The sequence below is a fragment of the Pontibacter liquoris genome (genome assembly GCF_022758235.1).
GTDB classification, from domain to species: Bacteria; Bacteroidota; Bacteroidia; order Cytophagales; family Hymenobacteraceae; genus Pontibacter; species Pontibacter liquoris.
This window is the reverse complement of sequence record NZ_JALEBG010000001.1, coordinates 315,729-333,859: the sequence shown is the minus strand read 5'-3', so window position 1 is coordinate 333,859 and position 18,131 is coordinate 315,729. Positions and strand designations below refer to the sequence as shown.

Sequence of the window (18,131 nt, the reverse complement as noted above, 5' to 3'; positions counted from 1 at the left end):
TGCTCTATGTCTTTTAAAATAGATATCCGAAAAATTATTCGTGATCACAAAAGTACCCTCGTTAATCAAAATGATGGGAAACCTGATATCACTGATAAACTTTCCTTCTTCTGGGGTCCTCTAGTTGCTGCAGCCTTATTAGTGTATTTTGGTGCATTGATAAAGGAAGGCATGATCAGTACTATTGTTTCGGTACTTGCAATATTTGTAGGGCTGCTTCTTAATGTTGTTGTACTCCTATTCGATATAGTGCGCAAAGCTGATGTTAGAAAGGTTAAGGTAGAGTTAGTAAGAGAGGTACTTGCGAATATAATGTATACAATACTGCTGTCTGTTGCATGTATTTTAACCAGCATTATGACTCTTATAAACTTTAATTGTTACCTCCTACATTTTACAAACTTCATAAGCTATTTCTTGTTATTTGTTTTCCTTACGACGCTTCTTATGGTTATTAAAAGGATGTACTCTTTATTTGAGAATGAAGTCAATGAGTCCGCTCCAGGTCTCTAACTTTCCTAAATGTAACCTCTGTAAAAATAACTCTGCCTACTTATATAAGAGTTAATAATCTGCGCAAGACTCCTCACTACATTGAGCCCACAGTTTTCCTGTGGGCTCTTTCATTATGTAGGGAAATATATTTGTACTTGCCGGCACATGGCACAAGCGGCACTTGTGGCACAACATTTTTAGTAATTAATGTAATTCATTATTAATATTTTTACAAATTGCAAAGATTAATATCCTCTCGTTGAACCAAATACACCACTAGCAAGACGTCGTCTTAAAGAACAATTAAAAAAGCAGACTTTATCTAAACCACATGAAAACACTTTTTACAGCACTTGCTTTATGTTTTGTTAGTCTATTAGCTTTCCCTCAGAAGAAAATTGATTCTTTTCTTGGTTTGAAATTCGGGTCATCGAAGGAGGATGTTATAGCAGTAGCAAAAGCCAAAGGTGGAGTATATAACGCTAAGCTATCGAAACCTGGAATGCTATTCTATGACAATGTAAAAATAGGACAGCGAACCACCTATAGCACTGCTTTCAGTTTGCATGAAGGCAAGTTTTACCAAGGCACTGCTTTTTTTGAAGCTTCATCAGAAAGCAGAATAATAGACCTATATGAAACATTGATTGAAGAGATTACGGGTGTATATGGTGAAGGAGACTCCTACCGCAACTTTGACTACCCCTTTGAGGAAGGAGACGGGCTTGAGTTGACAGCTATAGAACTAGAAAAAGCTACATTCTCAACTTACTGGAAAACAAAGTTGGACAATGGACAAGAGAACTACATCAGCTTAGAAATTACTGATAAATTATTAGTTAAAATGGTATACCAAGACAGTGAATTAACTGATAAAGCAATTGAGAAGAGAAAAGCAGCAAACATGTCTGACTTATAAAATGCCCGTCTCCTATTACATAAAGTATGCTCTGATTCTGCTCACTACCCACCCCAACAGAGTGGGCTACGAACTGCGCAAGCTGAAACGTCAATATGAATAATTAAGTCAGCTGCCACTTAGTACGTCACCCTCAGCACCTGGCAGTAAACGAAAAGATGGCAGCTATAATCTCTCGTACTATAGTCTACTACAGGTAAAAAAACACTTATTCCGCATTCGCTGCTTTTTAGACCGGGGGTGGATTCTCGGAAACCCTCCTTATGTGACACACTCAACACCCAAAACGAATAGAATTATGACTGCTCTATGCCGATCTATTCTGATCAGTTACCAAGGATACTTTTTACCTGAACGCTGTACGAGTTCAAAGAGAAGGAGCCGACTGAATGCCAGCTTTGGAGGTTGTAATTCTTATTTTTGAGCAAAAAAGTCAAGCCAGATGATGTTAATGTATCCGGAGTACTAAATTTTAATGGAGCTGTGAATAACTTTTTTAAAAAAATATGTGCAATGAATATCCAATTGGCTACAGCTGTAGCAAGCCAACCACTTAATAAAGTACTATATGCTTTATGTCAGGCCCTTGATTTTGGCCCTGTTTAATACTGTCTGGCCGCAATGGTTGTTGTTGTTGTTGTTATTACTTATTAAGTTTGAAGTAATTCGTTGGTTTAAATGTGGATAAATAGACCCAATCTCCTCAATTTTTTGTTATAAAAATACAGAGACGTAAAACCTAAAAAGGTTCTGCTAAGTAAACAGTGACTAACGAAAGCAGGCGGAAAGGTCAGCAAAAATGAAAACGGCTACAAAAAGCGAAAATAAGCAGTCTTTGGATATGAAAACCCAACAGCTGCACACTATACTAAATCAATTTGCAGACGTACTTCAAAACGTAAGTGGTGAGGCGCGTCATTCTGCGCAATTGATAGAAAGTAATATAACTACTGCCTTTGCAAGACAGGTGCAGGAGACTCTTTCTGATCCATTGGCGGCTATGGTAAAAACATATGCTTCAGCTGAGGAGGGGGTAAGGTCGATGATGTACACTGTAGTTCGTGGCTTAATTAAGCGGAACTCTCATCTCATTTCTTCAGTGTGGAAAATAAATGATTCTGAGGCAACTCTTGAACTTGTTATTGTACTTAAAGACTACAATCTACAAAGTAGAAGTGTGTTCAATGAGTTTCTAACTAGTTATGAATGCACCGGGTTAAGTTCTCGCTTACCCATCGTTTTCCGATATCTTCCTGAGCGCTTAGCTTCTGGGATACAGCATGACAAGGCTGTAAAAATAGAAGTTGCTGCATGAGTAAAGCGGAGACGCAACATTTAGAACAGGCAAGTCATAACGAAACCTTTTTTAACTTTCTTTGTGAAAATGCGCTAACTTCCTTCTTTGACTGGAAAGTTACAGTCACCTTTTATTCTTGCCTACACATGGTTCGTGCCTATCTGTGTAAGAGTAAGAAGGACCCAGGTGGCAGCCATCATGATGTTCTACAGTGTATAAGTCCAAAGCCTAATGGGTTTACGCCTAAATTGGCCTTCCCAAAAGAAATATATGGGGCCTTTGAGGATTTATATCACCATAGCAAAAGCGCAAGATATGATGGATTTTTATCTCAAAAGGGGTTTGATGAACTACAGGAATTGCATCTACAAGACTGTAGAGAGAACCTAGAAATTGTGAGGAAATTTTTAGAAGAAAGAGGCTTAAAGATAAAGTCCCCCAAAACACCTCCAACAAAAGAAGCAGAAGCCACCGAATAGGGTGGCTTTTTCGTTTACCTTTTACACCGCTTACCCTATAGCACGTTAGGTCGTGAGAATACCCTTCATCGACAGAATCTCTCCTCCTAGAATTTATACAGCAATAAATATACTTCCGGATTGCCCGTCTTTCTGACCGGGGGTGTCCTTTAAGGTACCCTCCCCGAATGACACTCGGGTAAACCAGACGTGATAATAGAGATATCAAAAAGCCGGAGCAATGCCCCGACCCTTTCGCTATGTTAGTAAATTAATTTTGCAGCGTTCAAACTTGGTGTATCATACATTCATTCAATGACATAAAAAAGACTGGCCAGCAGCCGATCTTTTTGTTTCAGGCGCGCCACCACGCCCCCTCAAAGCCGCTCCAGCCGCCAAGCTCCGCTAAAGCGACCTTGGAGGTGACTGGCAAAAAGTTATACATTAAGGCTGGCCACTATTGGGTCACTAGCAACATTAATTTGCCACATCTTTCGTCCGCTTCACTTTACTCACGTATTGAAGTGAAATTCTTTAACTTACTCCGCCATACCGAAGTACGCACTTCTATGTTCCAGTGCTGAGACACTAGAAATATGGTTCCCTGATGAATATTCTATATCGTAAATTAGAATAAACTAATTTACGGGCGATGCCCTTATGATATGGCAAACACCGATGACATCATATTACGCATCAAGGTTGACGAAGCAGCCGAGCAAAAGAAGCTGGTAGACCTGCGCAAAAACATCAACCTGGTAAAGGAAGAGCAGAAGCAGCTGGCTGCCGCTATCAAAGAAGCAGGCGGCGCGACCGATGCACAGATTCAGAAGCAGCTGCAGCTGGAAGGTACCCTGAAAGATTTGCAGGGAGAGCAGCGCAATACCCAGCGCGTGATGGAGAACCTGGATAAGGTCTATAAGAGCAATGAGGGCAGCATTACCCAGCTGCGTGCCAAACTAAGTGTGCTCACTGACCAATGGAATAACCTGAGCGATGAAGAGCGGAAAAATGCCGAGATCGGCGGCGTGCTGGAAAAGCGCACCAAGGAGATAAGCGATGAGCTGAAGACCTTGGAGGCCCGTGTAGGCGACAACCGCCGCAGTGTGGGTGCCTATACCGAGGGCATCCTTAATGCGGCAGACGGTTCGGGTAAGCTTTCGGGGGTGATCGGTACCCTGCAGAAAGTATATGGCGAGGCAAAGGACGTGATCATCGGTGCCAAAGAAGCGATCCAGGCCGAAGCGGAAGCAAAGCTTGCTTCCAAAGCAGCTACGGAAGGCAGCACCATCGCTACCAACATTAACAAAGCGGCCGTTATCGGTAACGTGGCAGCGTTGAAACTGCTCAAATTTGCCCTGATCGCTACTGGTATAGGTGCTTTTCTGGTCGTTATCGGCGGCCTGATCTCCTATCTGACACGCACCCAGGAGGGTATAGATACCGTTTCTGCCAAAATGAAGGGCTTTACCACCGTCATCGGCGTGATCGTGGATCAGCTTTCGGCAGCTGGTAAGGCCACGCTGGACTGGTTCAACGGCATTGAGGACTTTGGCGACCTATTGGAAAAGTTGGGCAGGGGAGCGCTGAATGCTTTCATTACCCGCATCAAAGGACTAGGGGTGCTGCTGCAGGGACTGGCAGAACGTGACTTCACCAAGATACAGGACGGCATCGCACAGACTACCATTGGCGTAACGGATGCCAGCGCCAAATCGAAAGCGTGGGCCGAGAATTTGGATAAAGCCCGACTATCTGCAGAGGCGGTAGAACGTGAGACGCAACGCCTCCGGGATGCGGAAAGACAGCTGAACGTAGACCGTGAAAAGGCGAATGTTCTTATAGAAAAGAACAAGAAGCTGGCCGATGATACGAGCCAATCCGAAGCAGTACGCATTAAGGCAGCTAAAGAGGCCGATAAAGCTTTGCAGGAAATTACCAAAAGGCAGCTGCAGTTGCAAAAGGAGCGCATTGCTAATATTGTAGCTGAAAATCGTCTAACGGAAACATTAACAGAAGGCAACGACAAACTTGCGGAAGCGAATGCCAAGCTCTACCAGCTGGAGGCGCAGAGCACTACGCGCTCCATCGAGCTGCAAAACAAGCTCAACAGCATACGAAAGGAAGGGGCAGCCAAAGCTAGGGACGCCGCGGTGAAGCAGCTGGAAGCCGAAGCCGCATTGCTCGATATCCGCACGCAGAATAGCCTGAACTCTGAGCGCGATATGCTGGACCTGCGTCTGCAGCTGGTACGGGCCAACCTTAAAAAAGAACTGCTGGCCGAAGGGCTCACAGCCCAGCAGGTGAAAGTGTTGCGGGCCAAAGCTGCCCAGGAAGAAGCCGATTTGCGGGCTGCCTATGAGCAGCAGCAGGCACAGGAAAAAACGGATGCTGAAGAACAGCGCCTTAAACTGCAGCTGGCCAATGCTAAAAAGTATGTGGCCGAAGGGTCTGCCGCGGCTATGCTGGAACTGAAGCAGCAGCGGGCCGAAGGGTTGCTGGATGAACAGACCTACCAGGCAAAGCTGCAGAACGCGGCCGCTGCCCGCATGGTGGCCGAGATCGTGGCTATGGAGCAGTTCAGGGGAAAGGTTGTAGGTATAGAGGAAGAGATCACGGCCCGCCAGCTGGAGCTTAGCAACTACCTGGCAGACCAGCGTATTGCCAACAACCAGAAAGTAGAACAACAGGAGGCAGAATCCGCCGCCGCTACCAAGGCACGGTTGCAGAAGCAGGGAGAAGTTACCGCCGCCATGATTGCCCACGTAGGGGATTTGTTTTCCCAGTCCCTCACGCAGCAGGGCATGGACATGGAGAAATTTACCCAGGGCATCATGTTCCTGCTGCTGGATACCTTAGAGAAAGCCACGACAGCTGCCGTGCTGCAGGCCACATTAAAGACTACGGCCGAGGCGTTAAGCTCTCCCGATTCCGTGGCCACGTTCGGCATTGCGGGCCTTGCAAAAGCGGCCCTGATCACGGGTTTGATAAAAGGAGCCTTTGCGCTGTTCAGGTCTCAAATTGCTTCTACGCTTACCACCGACACGCCGAAGGTGTTTGCCTCAGGTGGCTTTACCGGACCAGGTGCCGGCACTGCAGATAAAACAGGCTTCAAGGTTGCGGGCGTAGTGCATGAAAACGAGTATGTAGCACCAGCCTGGATGGTGGAACATCCTATCTATGGGGCCGCTATTCAGCAACTGGAGCATATTCGCCTAGGCGGGTATGCTAACGGGGGATATACCAGCTTACCCCGTGTTACAGCACCCTTGGCCAGTAGCAACATGATGGCCCCGCCACGAGGAGTAGATTTTGATTATGAACGATTAGCTGCCACTATAGCCAAACTCAAAGTAGTGGCGTCAGTGAAGGAGATCACCAGCAAAGCCGACAAGTATACAGCCAAGTTAAATGTGGTACAGCAATAGAAGAACATTTACATACTAAAGTTAAAGCCACCTACTATGGGTGGCTTTTCTGTTTACCTACTCTCCAACATTTCTCTTTTCAAAAAAGATTTTAAATACTTTGTTATTAATATATAAGCATTAACTTGTACATAAATATTTGCAATTATAAAACAAACAATCCTATGAAAACTTACCTTATAGGTTATGACCTCAACAAATCAGGACAGAACTACGATGCGTTGATTAACCGGATTAAAGAAATATCCAGTATTTGGTGGCATAACTTAGACTCAACTTGGATAATAAAGAGCAATTCTTCTGCAAAAGATATTCGGGATGATTTGAAACTCTATATTGATGCTAATGATGAATTACTTGTTGCTGGCCTTACAGGTGAGGCCGCTTGGGCAGGGTTTAAAGATAAAGGCTCTACTTGGCTCTTAAACAACATTCTACCCAGTTAGCAATTAATAGAAGGTGATTATATGAAGAACATGTTTGACGCTGTCGATCAGTGAAAATGTCCTTACTTTTTAGGAAAGTATATTTAATTTAAAAATAATTCAAGTACTACCTAAAAATATTCAGATAGAGTGGCCTTATTATTCAATGCAACAAGGAAAGCGGCCACATCAGCCGCTTTTTTATTTCTCGTCACTAGTAAGTCCTTCGCCTTATACTCTACCTACCGGCTCAGTTCTCCCACGGCACCTTGCATAAACTCCATTACACTTTGACGAGTCGGCGACTATGCTTATATTCGATCAGGTCTTTGCGGGAGAAGCTTACTGAGCGGCCGTGTTTCTTAAAAGGAAGGCTGCCCGCCTCTACCAGTCTTCTTAGCTGCCGGGCGGATACACCCGTATATTTGCTTGCTGCGGTGTAGCCTTTTATTTCATCATCTATACTTTCGATGTAATCGGTGACGTATGCTAAGAACTCTTCAAAATCACGCCTTAGCTGCCTGTTCTCCTCCTGTAGTGTTTCAATAATGCCCATTAGTAAGTATTTTAATTTTGTATAAATTGATACCATATTCACAATCCTATATTACTGAAAACAAAGGAATTTGAGGAAAAGTCGGGGCAATGTCCCGGCCCTTTCCCTATTCTTAGTTCGTCGAGTGTATTACTACTTCCACGCAGCCCTCAAGCTTGTTGAGAGCACTTTCGAGCACTTCTTTCGACCATATAGCTTGACCTACTCCCCTATGTTTAGTAAGCTCTTCAGGGCTCTCTGCCTCAGCCTGATTCAAAATCTCTTGCATGACATTTCTGCGATCAGCTATCGCAGCTTTTACTTGCTTTAGTTCTTCGTCAGATAGTGTCTTTTCCATAAGTGTTAGTTAGAACTTTATCTGATGCAATGGAATGTGATATTTCCCAGCGGATGTGATGATTTTTAACAGTCCTCTAAATCAATTCCTTTGGAGCCTTTAAGCAAGCCATTACGTAACTGGCGCAAAGTGTGGAGAATGTTACTGGCCCAAACGTTATTATAGCCTCCCTGCTTAAGGAAATGATCCAGCAATAGGGTATGTGCCTCTTCGAGATGCTGCGCCGCTTCCAAAGGCGCATCGGCGCCATCTAAAATTATTTCCAGTAGGGGCGCGACATCAAACATATCAGCACTGGCATCTATGTGGTGAAAGAGAGTGGAAGGCTGTCCTTCGATCTGGGGCAGAGTATGTGTTTCTTTTGACATAATTGCTATAGCGTTTTGATAGTGTTATACAACAATAGTACAACGGTAAAAGATACTTTGCAAATATTTTTGATATTATTTTAAATGTATTCTGATAGTGTTTTATATATTTGTATAGAACATAAAACATAACGTTATGGATGAAGAGAAAAAAGTGACTGTCAATTTCCAAATGGAGCAGGGCTTGCAAGAAGATCTTAAACGCTTGGCCAAAAAGAAAGGCATAAGCTTCGCCGGCTATATCCGGATGCTTTGTACTGAAGCAGTGGAACATGAAAAGGAGAAGTCCTCACAAAATGCCAAAGGGCAGCTTGGAGTATAAAAAAGCCGCCCCAATGGAGCGGCCCTTTAAGCGAAAGAACTCTTAAACAATGGCTTTATCTGCCTCTTGACCGGTTCACTTTCCCTTTCAAGTAGCCAAAGTTAATTTTGGTTTCGTAGCCCCCACCAGGCGTCCATTTGTGCTGCTGAGTTAAAACGCCGTCCAGGAAGGTAGTGCCGTACTTGTCGGTCAGGTAGTCCAGGATGTCTGCCACTTCCCTTAGGTACAAGTAAGCTTCTTTCTCTGCCTCTGTTTCCGCGTAGGTTGTATGGCCCGTCTCTACCCGCCTGATCTGCTCATCGTTCGCTATGGCCATGCCCTCGACGATGACAACAGCATCCAGCGCGTTAGGCCCAGGGTTACGGGCCTCGCGCCGCTGGAGCTCCTGCACCTTATCCAGTTCATTGCTGAGCTCGTGCAGGTCCGGTATTTCCACCAACTGCTTCACCTTCTCCGAGGCTAATTTCAGGGCCCCTATCTGCACCGGATCTGTACCTGCAATTTTTTCCCGTACCAGGGCCTCCGGTCCTTCCTTGATCATCCGTTTCAGTTCAGCCTGTGTCAGCTCACCTATCCCTATGGCTTTGTAGGCTGCCACTACCTTTTGCACACGCTCTAATGCTTCTCCGGCTCGTTGCCGGTAACCATCGATGTGGTGTGCCGCCTGTTCCAACACGATCGGCTCTGAAGGAATTTCTATTTTGGTCTTCATAAAATAAGTGGTTAAATGTTATGAGTAGTTTATTAATTTCCGCTCCCGGTATTAATCTTAGTTCACTGTTTATTCACTGATATTTCAGGCTTGCCTTCCTAAGATGTAGCGCCGTTGCCCCCTAAAAAGATGCTGTTCACGTCTAAGATCAGGCGCGGTTTTCCCTCCGTGATGGCCAACATCTGTTCATGCGTCAGTCCTGTTTCGTCGCCAACGGTGTATAGCCCGTCGGCCGTGCGTACGGGTACAACCACACTGGAGAGATGCTCCATGATCTTTTCGGCCGCCGCCTCGTCTTGCAGCTGCTGCAGTCTTTGCAGGCTTTCGTTTGTGTTATTTTCCATGTGTCTATCTGTTTGGTTACTGTAAGATTCTGCCTGCTAAATTGCTGTTGAACCTAATTGATAATCTTCGCTATCTATTATCGCATGAACCGCTCCTTTTACCCGTTCCTTCATCTGCACCTGCGTTAAGCCCGTGTCTTCTCCAATGGAATACAGCCCGTTTTCATGCTGGACGACTATCAGCAGGGGTATGGTGCCTTTAGCCCTTAGCAGCTCCAGAGCCGCTGAATCGGCCGCCAAACTGCCTGTCAGTATCTTCTTCAGAAGCGATCTGACGTTGTCCTTTCCTATGCTCATTTCTGTAACTTTTTAAGTATATCATCTACTAACTGGTCCAGCCTTTCCGGCGGCAGCTTATCGATCAGGTCTGAAGCGGTTACATAGCCACCCAGATTCTTCATGAGCATGTCAATAGCCGTGAGTTTAGAGTGTAACTTTACCTTTCTGGTAGTGCCCAGTTTGCCCCGCGTCTCGCTGATCTCAAGAATAGAGGCGCGTTGAGCTTCTGTCAGTTCATTCAGATCCTTTACCTGCAACTGATCACCTGGCGCCAGGATATCGGGAAGGTTTGTAAAAGCGATCTTTGCCAGTTCCAGCACTAACGCTTCTACCTTGATCCTTGTAGCTTCTGACAGCTCTGCCTGCAGGCGTGATATCTCCATCTGAACTGAAGTTTTCTGAAGTAGTTGGTACCCCTGCTCCATGGCTGTCTTCTCACTGTAGCCGGCTCGTTCTGCTGCTCCTGCAGCGTTGCTGTCCTTTAGGTACTCCAGGCAAAAGCGCTGTTGTTTATCGGTTAATTTCTTCTTTTTCATGTTGTCTTTTATAAGCGTAGCAAGCAAAATGGCAAGGCAGTTGGCCGGATTTCATGTTTACCCTATGTTATAAATCGATAAAATTCATATTAGTGTTTGGGTTCATGCGCGTTCCTGCTGTCTCCTGATTTCTTCCCTGATATTGAATGGTTTTGCTCCCGGGTTCTTATCCGTGCCCGCACTCTGTGGCGTTTGCGATTTAGAATAGTTGTTAGGGGCAAAAAGACCCTTGTAGCCCGAACCTATGCTGTACTCAATGATCTCAATCGCTTTTGCTTCATTGTTTTCAGCCAGGGTGCAAAGCGCTTTTAACGCCATCATTTCAGACTTTAGGGAGTTGTACTTAAACTTGTGCTGCTCCTGCTTATATTCTTTCCAGTCGTTCCAGGCTGCCGGGAACGCCGGTCCATTAAATGGGAAAATGATTTTAGGCAACTCAACATCTTGATTTGAATCATCAGGTTTACCTGATGCCTTTAGATTTTCCTCTTCTCTATTTTCTTCTTCTTTAATTTCCTTTCCTTTAATTTCCTTTCCTTTCCTTGTTGAGCTTTGCTTAACACGTGTTGAGCTTTGTTGAACATGTGCTGCTATTTTGCGTTTCTCAGCACTGATTTTACCTGCTTCTGATCGTTTTTTCTTTATATCTTCTCTTTCTTCAAGATTGCGAAGAACACGCTCTGAATAAAAGAAGCCTTCCTTCTCAGTGAAAAGGTGATAGATATTTAAGCAATCATGAACTATACTTGACACGTCATCAACACTTGTTGAGGTTAGCTTAGCAAGCACTCTATAGAAGTATTCTTCAAGCGGCAACTTGTGTTCAGATTCTTCATGCAGCATTTCTACCAGGCACCAGTAGATACCGTAGCCAGCGGCCCCGTGATCTGAAATAAGAGCTGATATTTTAAAATCATTTCGCGCATTATAATCATGCTTGAAATAGTAGGTTTCTTTCGCCATATTCTCATGAATTATTTACTATGGGTGCCTTCCTCCTGATAGTCGTACTTAACCTGGTTTATCCAGTCATAGAAGCTTTGGAAATCCTGTGCCACATAGTATCGGCCGCAGGCGCCTTCTACCTGCTCCTGTGTCTCCAGCTGCTGGTAGTCGCTTTGTGAATCCCTGCCTACCTTTACTTCAATGGAGTAATGTATTCCGTTCAGGCACGAGTGAACATCTGCTGTACCGCGCCTGGTGGTGCTCTTGGTCCACTTTTTAAGCTTTTCGTTGTACTGGCCCTGCGTGTTGATGCGAACGGCATAGCCTCCATGCAGCCGAAAGTACTCCAGGATGCACCTGGTGAGGCCGTTGGCGTCTTTGTCGGATAGCTTAGGCGCAACTATGCCATGAGGCGGGACGTTCGGGTAGCGCTCTCTTTTCCGCTCCAGCGAGAGGCGGCATAGTTCGGCCAGGGCATTCATAAATGTTGCCCCTCCCGGGCTTGCATGGCTTTATCCTTGTTTGTGGTCAGGTAGTAGGCTTTGAAGCCGGTGAGCTTGCAGGGAGCTTTTGTTACCTCCCAAAGCTTGCCTGCTTTCTCAAGGTCGCTTTTATAGCGGCAGATGGTTGTTTGTGGTATGCCCGTAGCTGCCGCAACCATGGAGGCAGTCGCGATATGCTGGCTAAGAAATTGAAATATGGTTAATAATTGCCGCGGCCGGGTGTTATCTTTACATGATTGGATATTACGCGGGAGGTTGTTCGTCTTAGACATGACGGCAACCTCCTTTCATTTTAGACCTGGCGCTTCTGGCTACGGTCAGGGCCACACTTTCAGTGTCGTATTTTTCTACCGTTTGCGACTCTACCCATTCCTCCAGCTCCTTGCGATTAAAGATCAATCGGTTGCCATAGCGCTTATGCGGGATTTCATTAGAGGAGGTGAGTTTATAAAGCTTGGACTTGCTTAACCCCGTTATCTCTAAAGCGTCATCAAAGGTGCAGCGGTCTGGCTTTGGTAGGGCGGTAGGGTGGTGCTTATTGTTTCTCAAACAAGCATTCACACAATTGATAATTACAGTCTGTAATTCATCAATCGGCAATGATATTAAAACTGTCTTTTCCATATCTGTTTAAGTTTGATATGGTAAAAGTCAGCAAAGAAAAAGGGCTTACTTTCCTAACTTTCCACTTTGGGAAATTTGGGAAAGAATGGCTCTCATATCTAATTCGACATTATCTGTAGCAAGTCTTTTATAATCTTTTCTGAACTCGCTTGCATCGTCTGTTAGCTTTAAACCATGTATAGTTGCATTCAAAATATCTTTATACTCGATATCTTTTAAAGGCTTAATTAAAGGCAAAGGCTTGTGCTGTTGAAGTATCTTTATCCATAAGGGGAATATGCCCTTATTTTTACCAATGTAGTTATTGGCACTATCAAGCACAGGCTTTGGCAACTTTCTTAGTATGTCCAAACAAACTTCGGCATATTTTGCATTTTCAAACATTTCCTCTAATGTACTCACATTAGGGTGATGTGGCTTCTTTGCTTTATCTCCTGTATTAACAATTGCCTGCTTTGGGTGCTCGCATTTTGCAAATGCTTGAAACAGGAAAGGATGCTTTTTAAACACCTCTTCTGCCCGGGATAGCATACCGGCATAAAAACCAAAATCACTCATTACTTCACTGGTAAGTATCCTTGGATATCTTTCCTTCGATGCGTACCAGCCTTCCTTACTGCCTAAGCACTCCGCATGGAAGCAATTGTGGTGTAGGTTCATAACATATCTTTCAACGTTAGGCCCGTATAGTATGTCGGAACTTAAGCTGAAATCTGCATCAAATTGTTTTCTCCCTTCCTGGTAGGCTACCACATACGCCTTTGCAAAGAATGCCTGCTCCAACTTGTTTAACTTGATAGATACTCCTTCCGTGCCCTGCACCCAAAGGGTTATGTTTTCGCCACACAATAACGTTGCAAGTTCCGCCGTGTATACCTTCGATGTAAAGCCATCATAAGAGAGTGGAACAAAGCCTGGCTCGTCTTCCAAAAACTCCCTTTTGAAGTATTCATAATCATCTGCAATTTCCTTATTGGTTTTAGGTCTAAAAAGATAGCGGATCTCTTTCGTCATGTCAGCTGGAGGTAATGATGGGCCTTTTGCAGGCTGCGTTGAGCCGGATGGGGTAAGTGTTTCACTCGGCTGAGGGCTTTGTACTTCAAATCTTGGCTGTTGAGCTAAGAATACATAGTTTAAATCTCCCTGTACTTTTTTATAGGCCATCGCTTTTTTGGTTAACTTTTTATAAGCAATAGCCTGCTTGGCAGATTTTATTAGTGCATTTATTTTTTCAATTCCAAGCTCTAATACTCGCCTTTCAGTATCAAGATTAGTGCGGCGGAGCCCATCAATCAATTGGACAACATGCTTTTCTAGTGATAGCTTTTGGCTCTTCAGCTCTAAAACTGAAGAGTCCTGATCATTGATAACCTGACTTGCATCATTGATGTAGATCCTTAGGTGCACGCTTAATCCATGCAGATGAGACATTTCTTCCTTACTTAAAGCTGCCTCACAAAAAATATCATCTAGCGGAAATAGCCTCGTAGTATGTTTATTATTGCTGCTTTCTTTAGGCGTGGATTGTTTCCCATATTGGGTCTGAAGAGTATCCATAAGAACCGTTGCTAAAAGTTGGTTAATAAGGCCGCGTTCTTTAACCGCTCTTCCTGCTCAAAGGAGGCCAGGTAGGTTTCGGTAGTTTTCAGGTCATTATGGCCCAAGCTCTCTGATATAAAGGCAATATTGGCACCAGACCTTTTGAGCACGCTGGCGTAGCTGTGACGGGCCGTGTAGGTGCTGATATTGCCGATACCTAGTTTCTCCCCTATGGCTTTCATTTTGTCGTTCATCAGGTGCGTGATGTTCTTGATAAGGCGGCGTTCGTCTCCAGGACTTTCGCCACCCTTCAGGAACGGAAACAGAAAGCCCTCCGGGTTGTCGGCAGGGTTGCCCCAGCGCTTGATAATGGCTTGCATTTCGGGGGTAATGATGGCGTGTATAAGCTTTTTCTTTTTGGCCTTCGCCACGGTCTTCTGCCGGTAAAAGCAGATCTCTCCGTTGCGAATGCTGGAGTACCGGAACTTACAAATGTCTGTAATGTTGGCCCCGTTGCACAGGTAGGAGAAGAACCACAAATCCCGGCACATGGCTATCGTATCGGTTTCACAGTCATACTTCACTATTTTCCCAATATCTGCCAAAGTCAGGGCAATGTTGCGGCCCTCGTGCTGCGGTATCTCATACTTGCCTTTGCCAAAGGGGTGCTGCGCAAGCTTCACAATGCCGGCAGCTTTGGCGTCGTTCATGATCACCTGCAGGGCCCGCATGTACATGGAAATGGTAGTATAGCTTTTGTCTTTGTCCAGCAAATGGTTTTCGTACCGCTTTAGCCAGGCGGCCGTAATTTGCGAGAAGTTGATTTTACTACTCCCCAGCAGGGCGGTGCTTTTAAACTTGTCCCCTTTCAGATCTTTCAGCTCAATATTGCCGTGTTCAAACAGGATAATGCTGCGGAGCGTGTACCGGTACCAGTCTGCAGTACTCACTTTGCCGCTCTCTTCCAACTCCTCAATCCTGGCCACAAAGGCCGTATTGAGGGTGGTGCTGAGGCCCTGCCCCAGGCGCATGTTTAAGGTACCAAAGCTGAACAGGTCGTTTTTAATCAAGTCCTTTACCTGGTCCTTCACCTTATCGGCGGTGTCCTGAATTTGGGACCGGGTTTCTGCCAGGTTTTTGCTCCTGGTTGTTGGGAGCTTTTCCCAATCATCCAGAGTGAGAGATTTACCCGTAGAGTAATATTGCCGCTCCCGCCTATAAGTTACGCGAACTTTAACCGGGTATAGGCAGCTCTTGTTGTGCTTTCGGGTGTCCAGCATGGCAGCCAGCGTAACCCCGCTATCTGAATAATCAAACATAGTATACTTGTTGTCAATTGTGAATGGAACACACAAGGAACACACAAGTATACGGAATAAATGAAAATTAAGGAAAATATATGCCGTCTATTTATACGCTTTAAGTTCTATTTATCAACGTATTATAAACAAAGTATAAAGCAAAGAAAACTGGTGAAATACAATTCATTTTGCATGGCATGCAAGAGGTCATCGGTTCGACTCCGATATTCTCCACCGAAAGGCAAAGCAGCAAGCTTTGCCTTTTTTGTTTTACTGCTACTTCTTCACATACTTACTAAAGTTCATTGCGCCTGCGGGTTTTCCCTCAGTTTTCAGCCGCCCTCACCTGCTAAGTATAGCAAAGCCAAACTACTGGTTTTTAGCACCGTACCAGTATAAATCATTCATTTCAATTATCGGAAGGAGGTAGCGTATGGCTTTTAGCTTTGAAGATAACCGGAAAGATGCGATCGTGCTGCTGGAGGCAGTAGCAGCAGAACTGAATACCGAGGACATGAACCAGGCCGGCCGTATTTTCCGGGCCGTGCTGCATGCCGTCCGCGACCGGCTGCCCGTAACCGATGCCGTTCATTTCGCCTCACAGCTCCCCATTATCTGGAAAGGCATCTATTTCGACCACTACGATCCGGACAAAGTACCCGTTCAGATCCTTGATCGCCAGGAGTGGGTAGATTATATCCGGAACAAAAATGCTTTCGCGGCCAATAATGATTTCCAGCAGGATGATGAGATCATAGGCGCCTTCCGGGCCGTCTTCCGGGCGCTGCACAACTGCATGCCCGAGGGCCAGCTGCAGCAGGTAAAAGAAGCGCTTAACGAGGAGATACAGGAGCTACTGGAAGTATAGCCCGGGTGTGCACATACAAAACCGTTCGCCTGCGTATATAGGTGGCAACAAAACACGTTACACCTGCCACCCTAACACGCTATGCTAAAAACACCCTTCACTGCCTTGCTAGCAACCTTGCTATCCTTTTCAGCCTGCAACCAAACCACCACTATCCTGGAACAGGAACAGGAAGCGCCGCAAACCGTTGCCGCCACAGATACGATCGTAACAGACAGTACCGCCAATCCGGTCAGCTGCCAGACCACGGCGCCCCTTTTCACGCCAAAAGACGAAAGCATGCAGGACAAAACATTGCAGGCCTATTTACAACAGCTCAGGCAGGCGGTGCAGCAGCAGGATGCGCGCCTGCTTACCTCCCTGCTGGATACCAGCATTGCAACCGGGTTTGATGCCAGCGGCGGCAAAACCAGCTTTAATGCACAATGGCACCCGGAACGGAAAGAATCGGAGCTATGGCCGTTACTGAACCAGCTGCTCGAGCTGGGCGGCACCTTTGTGCTGCAGGGCAACAGCAAAAACCTGTTTGCATTGCCCTATGTATACAGTGCCTGGCCTGATACGCTGGATGCGTTCTCTTTCAGAGCGGTGGTGCACGACGGGGCCATACTTCGGAAAGAACCCGACATCAATGCGCCGGCTGTCTGCACCCTGGGCCGGGTGATCCTGAAAACGGATTATAAGCGATCTTATCCGCAACAGGACTATGTGCGCGAAAAAGAGTGGTGGTATGTGGAGTCGCCGGATGGCGGATTGAAAGGTTACGTGAGCAACACAGATATGTACAGCCCTGTAGGATTCAGGGCACTGCTGAACAAAAACAAGCAGGGCCGCTGGCGCATGACAGCCCTGGTCTCCGGAGATTAAACAGCACCCACTGCTGCACCAAGTATAAACGAGGCTCAGCCTACAGCTTAGCGGCGTTATACTTATACTTTATACTTATACAAACAGCCCTTCCACCGATAGGTAGCGCTCGCCGGTATCGTAGCAGAAGGTGAGTACTTTGGCGCCAACCGGTATGTCGGGCAGCAGCTGGGCTACTGCCGCCAGCGAAGCGCCGCTCGAAATACCGACAAAGATGCCTTCCTCCCGGGCAATACGGCGGGCATAATCAAAGGCGTCCTGCTGTTCTACCTGCAGGGTGCCGTCCAGCAGCGTGCTGTCCATAATGGGCGGTATAAAACCAGCGCCGATACCCTGCAACGGGTGAGGCCCGGGCTGGCCGCCACTTAGCACGGGGCTGGCTGCCGGCTCCACTGCATAGATCTTCAGGTCCGGGAACCGGCTTTTAAGCACTTTGCCCACGCCCGTCAGGTGGCCGCCTGTTCCCACGCCTGTCACCAGGTAATCCACGCCATCCGGAAAGTCCCGGAGCAGTTCCTGCGCGGTGGTCTGCACATGAATCTCCACCCCGGCTTGGTTCTCGAACTGCATCGGCATCCAGGCGATACCGGGGTCTTCCTGCACCATTTGCTGCGCCCGCTCAATGGCCCCTTTCATCCCTTTCTCACGCGGCGTCAGTTCCAGGCGCGCGCCGTACGCTGTCATCAGGCGCCGCCGCTCAATCGACATCGATTCGGGCATCACCAACACGATCGGGTATCCTTTTACGGCAGCCACCATCGCCAGGCCCACGCCTGTGTTGCCCGAGGTGGGCTCCACGATCAGGCTGCCTTCTTTTAAGAGCCCTTTCTGCTCAGCATCCTCCACCATGGCCAGCGCAATCCTGTCTTTTATACTTCCGCCTGGGTTGCTGCGCTCCAGCTTCATCCATACGTCCACTTCTTTGTCAAAAAGTTTGTTGATGCGCACCAGGGGTGTATTGCCTATCGTTTCTAAAATGGATCTTGCTTTCATAGGAGGTTTTAGCTG

The 18,131-nt window shown here is 46.2% G+C and carries 23 protein-coding genes and 1 tRNA gene; 10 read left to right on the top strand and 14 right to left on the bottom strand.

Features of this window, described 5'->3' with window-relative positions:
- The first annotated feature begins 6 nt into the window (after nucleotides 1-6).
- From LWL52_RS01390 to LWL52_RS01365, 6 genes are all read left to right on the top strand, one after another.
- A complete protein-coding gene (locus LWL52_RS01390) occupies nucleotides 7-513 on the top strand; it encodes a hypothetical protein (RefSeq protein WP_242916339.1) in 507 nt (168 codons plus the stop codon).
- Nucleotides 514-826: 313 nt separating this feature from the next.
- Nucleotides 827-1,414 (top strand): hypothetical protein, encoded by a 588-nt coding sequence (locus LWL52_RS01385; RefSeq protein ID WP_242916338.1) that lies wholly within the window; start codon nucleotides 827-829, stop codon nucleotides 1,412-1,414.
- 799 nt (nucleotides 1,415-2,213) lie between these two features.
- Complete coding sequence (locus tag LWL52_RS01380) at nucleotides 2,214-2,729, top strand: hypothetical protein (RefSeq protein ID WP_242916337.1); 516 nt, start codon at nucleotides 2,214-2,216, stop codon at nucleotides 2,727-2,729.
- On the top strand, nucleotides 2,726-3,190 hold the full coding sequence (locus LWL52_RS01375) for a HEPN domain-containing protein (protein WP_242916336.1): 465 nt from the start codon (nucleotides 2,726-2,728) through the stop codon (nucleotides 3,188-3,190). Before LWL52_RS01380 ends, LWL52_RS01375 begins: the two co-directional genes overlap by 4 nt.
- A gap of 644 nt (nucleotides 3,191-3,834) precedes the next feature.
- Nucleotides 3,835-6,597: a hypothetical protein gene (locus LWL52_RS01370; RefSeq protein ID WP_242916335.1), complete on the top strand. Its 2,763-nt coding sequence runs from the start codon at nucleotides 3,835-3,837 to the stop codon at nucleotides 6,595-6,597.
- Between the two features lie 164 nt (nucleotides 6,598-6,761).
- Nucleotides 6,762-7,043 carry a hypothetical protein gene (locus LWL52_RS01365; RefSeq protein WP_242916334.1) on the top strand — a complete coding sequence of 94 codons (282 nt, stop codon included), beginning with the start codon at nucleotides 6,762-6,764 and terminating at the stop codon, nucleotides 7,041-7,043.
- Between the two features lie 262 nt (nucleotides 7,044-7,305).
- Here LWL52_RS01365 and LWL52_RS01360 read toward each other — a convergent pair whose 3' ends face one another.
- The 3 genes from LWL52_RS01360 to LWL52_RS01350 form a co-directional block, all read right to left on the bottom strand.
- A complete protein-coding gene (locus tag LWL52_RS01360) occupies nucleotides 7,306-7,578 on the bottom strand; it encodes a helix-turn-helix domain-containing protein (protein WP_242916333.1) in 273 nt (90 codons plus the stop codon).
- Between the two features lie 112 nt (nucleotides 7,579-7,690).
- On the bottom strand, nucleotides 7,691-7,915 hold the full coding sequence (locus LWL52_RS01355) for a hypothetical protein (protein ID WP_242916332.1): 225 nt from the start codon (nucleotides 7,913-7,915) through the stop codon (nucleotides 7,691-7,693).
- Nucleotides 7,916-7,980: 65 nt separating this feature from the next.
- Nucleotides 7,981-8,283 carry a hypothetical protein gene (locus LWL52_RS01350; RefSeq protein ID WP_242916331.1) on the bottom strand — a complete coding sequence of 101 codons (303 nt, stop codon included), beginning with the start codon at nucleotides 8,281-8,283 and terminating at the stop codon, nucleotides 7,981-7,983.
- 136 nt (nucleotides 8,284-8,419) lie between these two features.
- Here LWL52_RS01350 and LWL52_RS01345 point away from each other — a divergent pair, with 136 nt between their 5' ends.
- A complete protein-coding gene (locus tag LWL52_RS01345) occupies nucleotides 8,420-8,605 on the top strand; it encodes a BrnA antitoxin family protein (RefSeq protein WP_242916330.1) in 186 nt (61 codons plus the stop codon).
- A gap of 55 nt (nucleotides 8,606-8,660) precedes the next feature.
- On the opposite strand, the gene LWL52_RS01340 is transcribed toward LWL52_RS01345, so the two are convergent.
- The 10 genes from LWL52_RS01340 to LWL52_RS01295 all read right to left on the bottom strand — a co-directional run bounded on the left by LWL52_RS01340 (nucleotide 8,661) and on the right by LWL52_RS01295 (nucleotide 15,406).
- A complete protein-coding gene (locus tag LWL52_RS01340; protein WP_242916329.1) occupies nucleotides 8,661-9,317 on the bottom strand; it encodes a hypothetical protein in 657 nt (218 codons plus the stop codon).
- Nucleotides 9,318-9,415: 98 nt separating this feature from the next.
- Entirely contained in the window at nucleotides 9,416-9,661 is a 246-nt protein-coding gene (locus LWL52_RS01335; protein ID WP_242916328.1) for a hypothetical protein, read from the bottom strand.
- Nucleotides 9,662-9,697: 36 nt separating this feature from the next.
- A complete protein-coding gene (locus LWL52_RS01330) occupies nucleotides 9,698-9,958 on the bottom strand; it encodes a hypothetical protein (protein ID WP_242916327.1) in 261 nt (86 codons plus the stop codon).
- The gene (locus tag LWL52_RS01325; protein ID WP_242916326.1) at nucleotides 9,955-10,476 is read right to left on the bottom strand and encodes a terminase small subunit; all 522 of its coding nucleotides are present in this window, start codon (nucleotides 10,474-10,476) and stop codon (nucleotides 9,955-9,957) included. The genes LWL52_RS01330 and LWL52_RS01325 overlap by 4 nt, the downstream gene beginning before the upstream one ends.
- Nucleotides 10,477-10,578: 102 nt before the next feature.
- Complete coding sequence (locus tag LWL52_RS01320; RefSeq protein WP_242916325.1) at nucleotides 10,579-11,439, bottom strand: DUF4373 domain-containing protein; 861 nt, start codon at nucleotides 11,437-11,439, stop codon at nucleotides 10,579-10,581.
- 11 nt (nucleotides 11,440-11,450) lie between these two features.
- The gene (locus tag LWL52_RS01315) at nucleotides 11,451-11,903 is read right to left on the bottom strand and encodes a hypothetical protein (protein WP_242916324.1); all 453 of its coding nucleotides are present in this window, start codon (nucleotides 11,901-11,903) and stop codon (nucleotides 11,451-11,453) included.
- Complete coding sequence (locus LWL52_RS01310) at nucleotides 11,900-12,082, bottom strand: hypothetical protein (protein WP_242916323.1); 183 nt, start codon at nucleotides 12,080-12,082, stop codon at nucleotides 11,900-11,902. The genes LWL52_RS01315 and LWL52_RS01310 overlap by 4 nt, the downstream gene beginning before the upstream one ends.
- Nucleotides 12,083-12,188: 106 nt before the next feature.
- On the bottom strand, nucleotides 12,189-12,473 hold the full coding sequence (locus tag LWL52_RS01305; protein WP_242916322.1) for a helix-turn-helix domain-containing protein: 285 nt from the start codon (nucleotides 12,471-12,473) through the stop codon (nucleotides 12,189-12,191).
- Between the two features lie 120 nt (nucleotides 12,474-12,593).
- Entirely contained in the window at nucleotides 12,594-14,105 is a 1,512-nt protein-coding gene (locus LWL52_RS01300; protein ID WP_242916321.1) for a hypothetical protein, read from the bottom strand.
- An 11-nt stretch (nucleotides 14,106-14,116) separates the two neighbouring features.
- Complete coding sequence (locus tag LWL52_RS01295; protein ID WP_242916320.1) at nucleotides 14,117-15,406, bottom strand: site-specific integrase; 1,290 nt, start codon at nucleotides 15,404-15,406, stop codon at nucleotides 14,117-14,119.
- A gap of 144 nt (nucleotides 15,407-15,550) precedes the next feature.
- Here LWL52_RS01295 and LWL52_RS01290 point away from each other — a divergent pair.
- The 3 genes from LWL52_RS01290 to LWL52_RS01280 all read left to right on the top strand — a co-directional run bounded on the left by LWL52_RS01290 (nucleotide 15,551) and on the right by LWL52_RS01280 (nucleotide 17,123).
- Nucleotides 15,551-15,622: transfer RNA gene (locus tag LWL52_RS01290), tRNA-Ala, on the top strand.
- Nucleotides 15,623-15,821: 199 nt separating this feature from the next.
- Nucleotides 15,822-16,256: a DUF2267 domain-containing protein gene (locus LWL52_RS01285; RefSeq protein ID WP_242916319.1), complete on the top strand. Its 435-nt coding sequence runs from the start codon at nucleotides 15,822-15,824 to the stop codon at nucleotides 16,254-16,256.
- Nucleotides 16,257-16,337: 81 nt separating this feature from the next.
- Nucleotides 16,338-17,123 carry a hypothetical protein gene (locus LWL52_RS01280; RefSeq protein WP_242916318.1) on the top strand — a complete coding sequence of 262 codons (786 nt, stop codon included), beginning with the start codon at nucleotides 16,338-16,340 and terminating at the stop codon, nucleotides 17,121-17,123.
- A 75-nt stretch (nucleotides 17,124-17,198) separates the two neighbouring features.
- Here LWL52_RS01280 and cysK read toward each other — a convergent pair whose 3' ends face one another.
- The gene (gene cysK / locus LWL52_RS01275) at nucleotides 17,199-18,116 is read right to left on the bottom strand and encodes a cysteine synthase A (protein WP_242916317.1); all 918 of its coding nucleotides are present in this window, start codon (nucleotides 18,114-18,116) and stop codon (nucleotides 17,199-17,201) included.
- Between the last annotated feature and the right edge of the window lie 15 nt (nucleotides 18,117-18,131).

What these genes read in the sequence shown, in the direction of transcription:
- LWL52_RS01390 (WP_242916339.1), top strand. Translation starts at nt 7, where the DNA reads ATGTCTTTTAAAATAGATATCCGAAAAATTATTCGTGATCACAAAAGT.
- LWL52_RS01385 (WP_242916338.1), top strand. Translation starts at nt 827, where the DNA reads ATGAAAACACTTTTTACAGCACTTGCTTTATGTTTTGTTAGTCTATTA.
- LWL52_RS01380 (WP_242916337.1), top strand. Translation starts at nt 2,214, where the DNA reads ATGAAAACGGCTACAAAAAGCGAAAATAAGCAGTCTTTGGATATGAAA.
- LWL52_RS01375 (WP_242916336.1), top strand. Translation starts at nt 2,726, where the DNA reads ATGAGTAAAGCGGAGACGCAACATTTAGAACAGGCAAGTCATAACGAA.
- LWL52_RS01370 (WP_242916335.1), top strand. Translation starts at nt 3,835, where the DNA reads ATGGCAAACACCGATGACATCATATTACGCATCAAGGTTGACGAAGCA.
- LWL52_RS01365 (WP_242916334.1), top strand. Translation starts at nt 6,762, where the DNA reads ATGAAAACTTACCTTATAGGTTATGACCTCAACAAATCAGGACAGAAC.
- LWL52_RS01360 (WP_242916333.1), bottom strand. Translation starts at nt 7,578, where the DNA reads ATGGGCATTATTGAAACACTACAGGAGGAGAACAGGCAGCTAAGGCGT.
- LWL52_RS01355 (WP_242916332.1), bottom strand. Translation starts at nt 7,915, where the DNA reads ATGGAAAAGACACTATCTGACGAAGAACTAAAGCAAGTAAAAGCTGCG.
- LWL52_RS01350 (WP_242916331.1), bottom strand. Translation starts at nt 8,283, where the DNA reads ATGTCAAAAGAAACACATACTCTGCCCCAGATCGAAGGACAGCCTTCC.
- LWL52_RS01345 (WP_242916330.1), top strand. Translation starts at nt 8,420, where the DNA reads ATGGATGAAGAGAAAAAAGTGACTGTCAATTTCCAAATGGAGCAGGGC.
- LWL52_RS01340 (WP_242916329.1), bottom strand. Translation starts at nt 9,317, where the DNA reads ATGAAGACCAAAATAGAAATTCCTTCAGAGCCGATCGTGTTGGAACAG.
- LWL52_RS01335 (WP_242916328.1), bottom strand. Translation starts at nt 9,661, where the DNA reads ATGGAAAATAACACAAACGAAAGCCTGCAAAGACTGCAGCAGCTGCAA.
- LWL52_RS01330 (WP_242916327.1), bottom strand. Translation starts at nt 9,958, where the DNA reads ATGAGCATAGGAAAGGACAACGTCAGATCGCTTCTGAAGAAGATACTG.
- LWL52_RS01325 (WP_242916326.1), bottom strand. Translation starts at nt 10,476, where the DNA reads ATGAAAAAGAAGAAATTAACCGATAAACAACAGCGCTTTTGCCTGGAG.
- LWL52_RS01320 (WP_242916325.1), bottom strand. Translation starts at nt 11,439, where the DNA reads ATGGCGAAAGAAACCTACTATTTCAAGCATGATTATAATGCGCGAAAT.
- LWL52_RS01315 (WP_242916324.1), bottom strand. Translation starts at nt 11,903, where the DNA reads ATGAATGCCCTGGCCGAACTATGCCGCCTCTCGCTGGAGCGGAAAAGA.
- LWL52_RS01310 (WP_242916323.1), bottom strand. Translation starts at nt 12,082, where the DNA reads ATGGTTGCGGCAGCTACGGGCATACCACAAACAACCATCTGCCGCTAT.
- LWL52_RS01300 (WP_242916321.1), bottom strand. Translation starts at nt 14,105, where the DNA reads ATGGATACTCTTCAGACCCAATATGGGAAACAATCCACGCCTAAAGAA.
- LWL52_RS01295 (WP_242916320.1), bottom strand. Translation starts at nt 15,406, where the DNA reads ATGTTTGATTATTCAGATAGCGGGGTTACGCTGGCTGCCATGCTGGAC.
- LWL52_RS01285 (WP_242916319.1), top strand. Translation starts at nt 15,822, where the DNA reads ATGGCTTTTAGCTTTGAAGATAACCGGAAAGATGCGATCGTGCTGCTG.
- LWL52_RS01280 (WP_242916318.1), top strand. Translation starts at nt 16,338, where the DNA reads ATGCTAAAAACACCCTTCACTGCCTTGCTAGCAACCTTGCTATCCTTT.
- cysK (WP_242916317.1), bottom strand. Translation starts at nt 18,116, where the DNA reads ATGAAAGCAAGATCCATTTTAGAAACGATAGGCAATACACCCCTGGTG.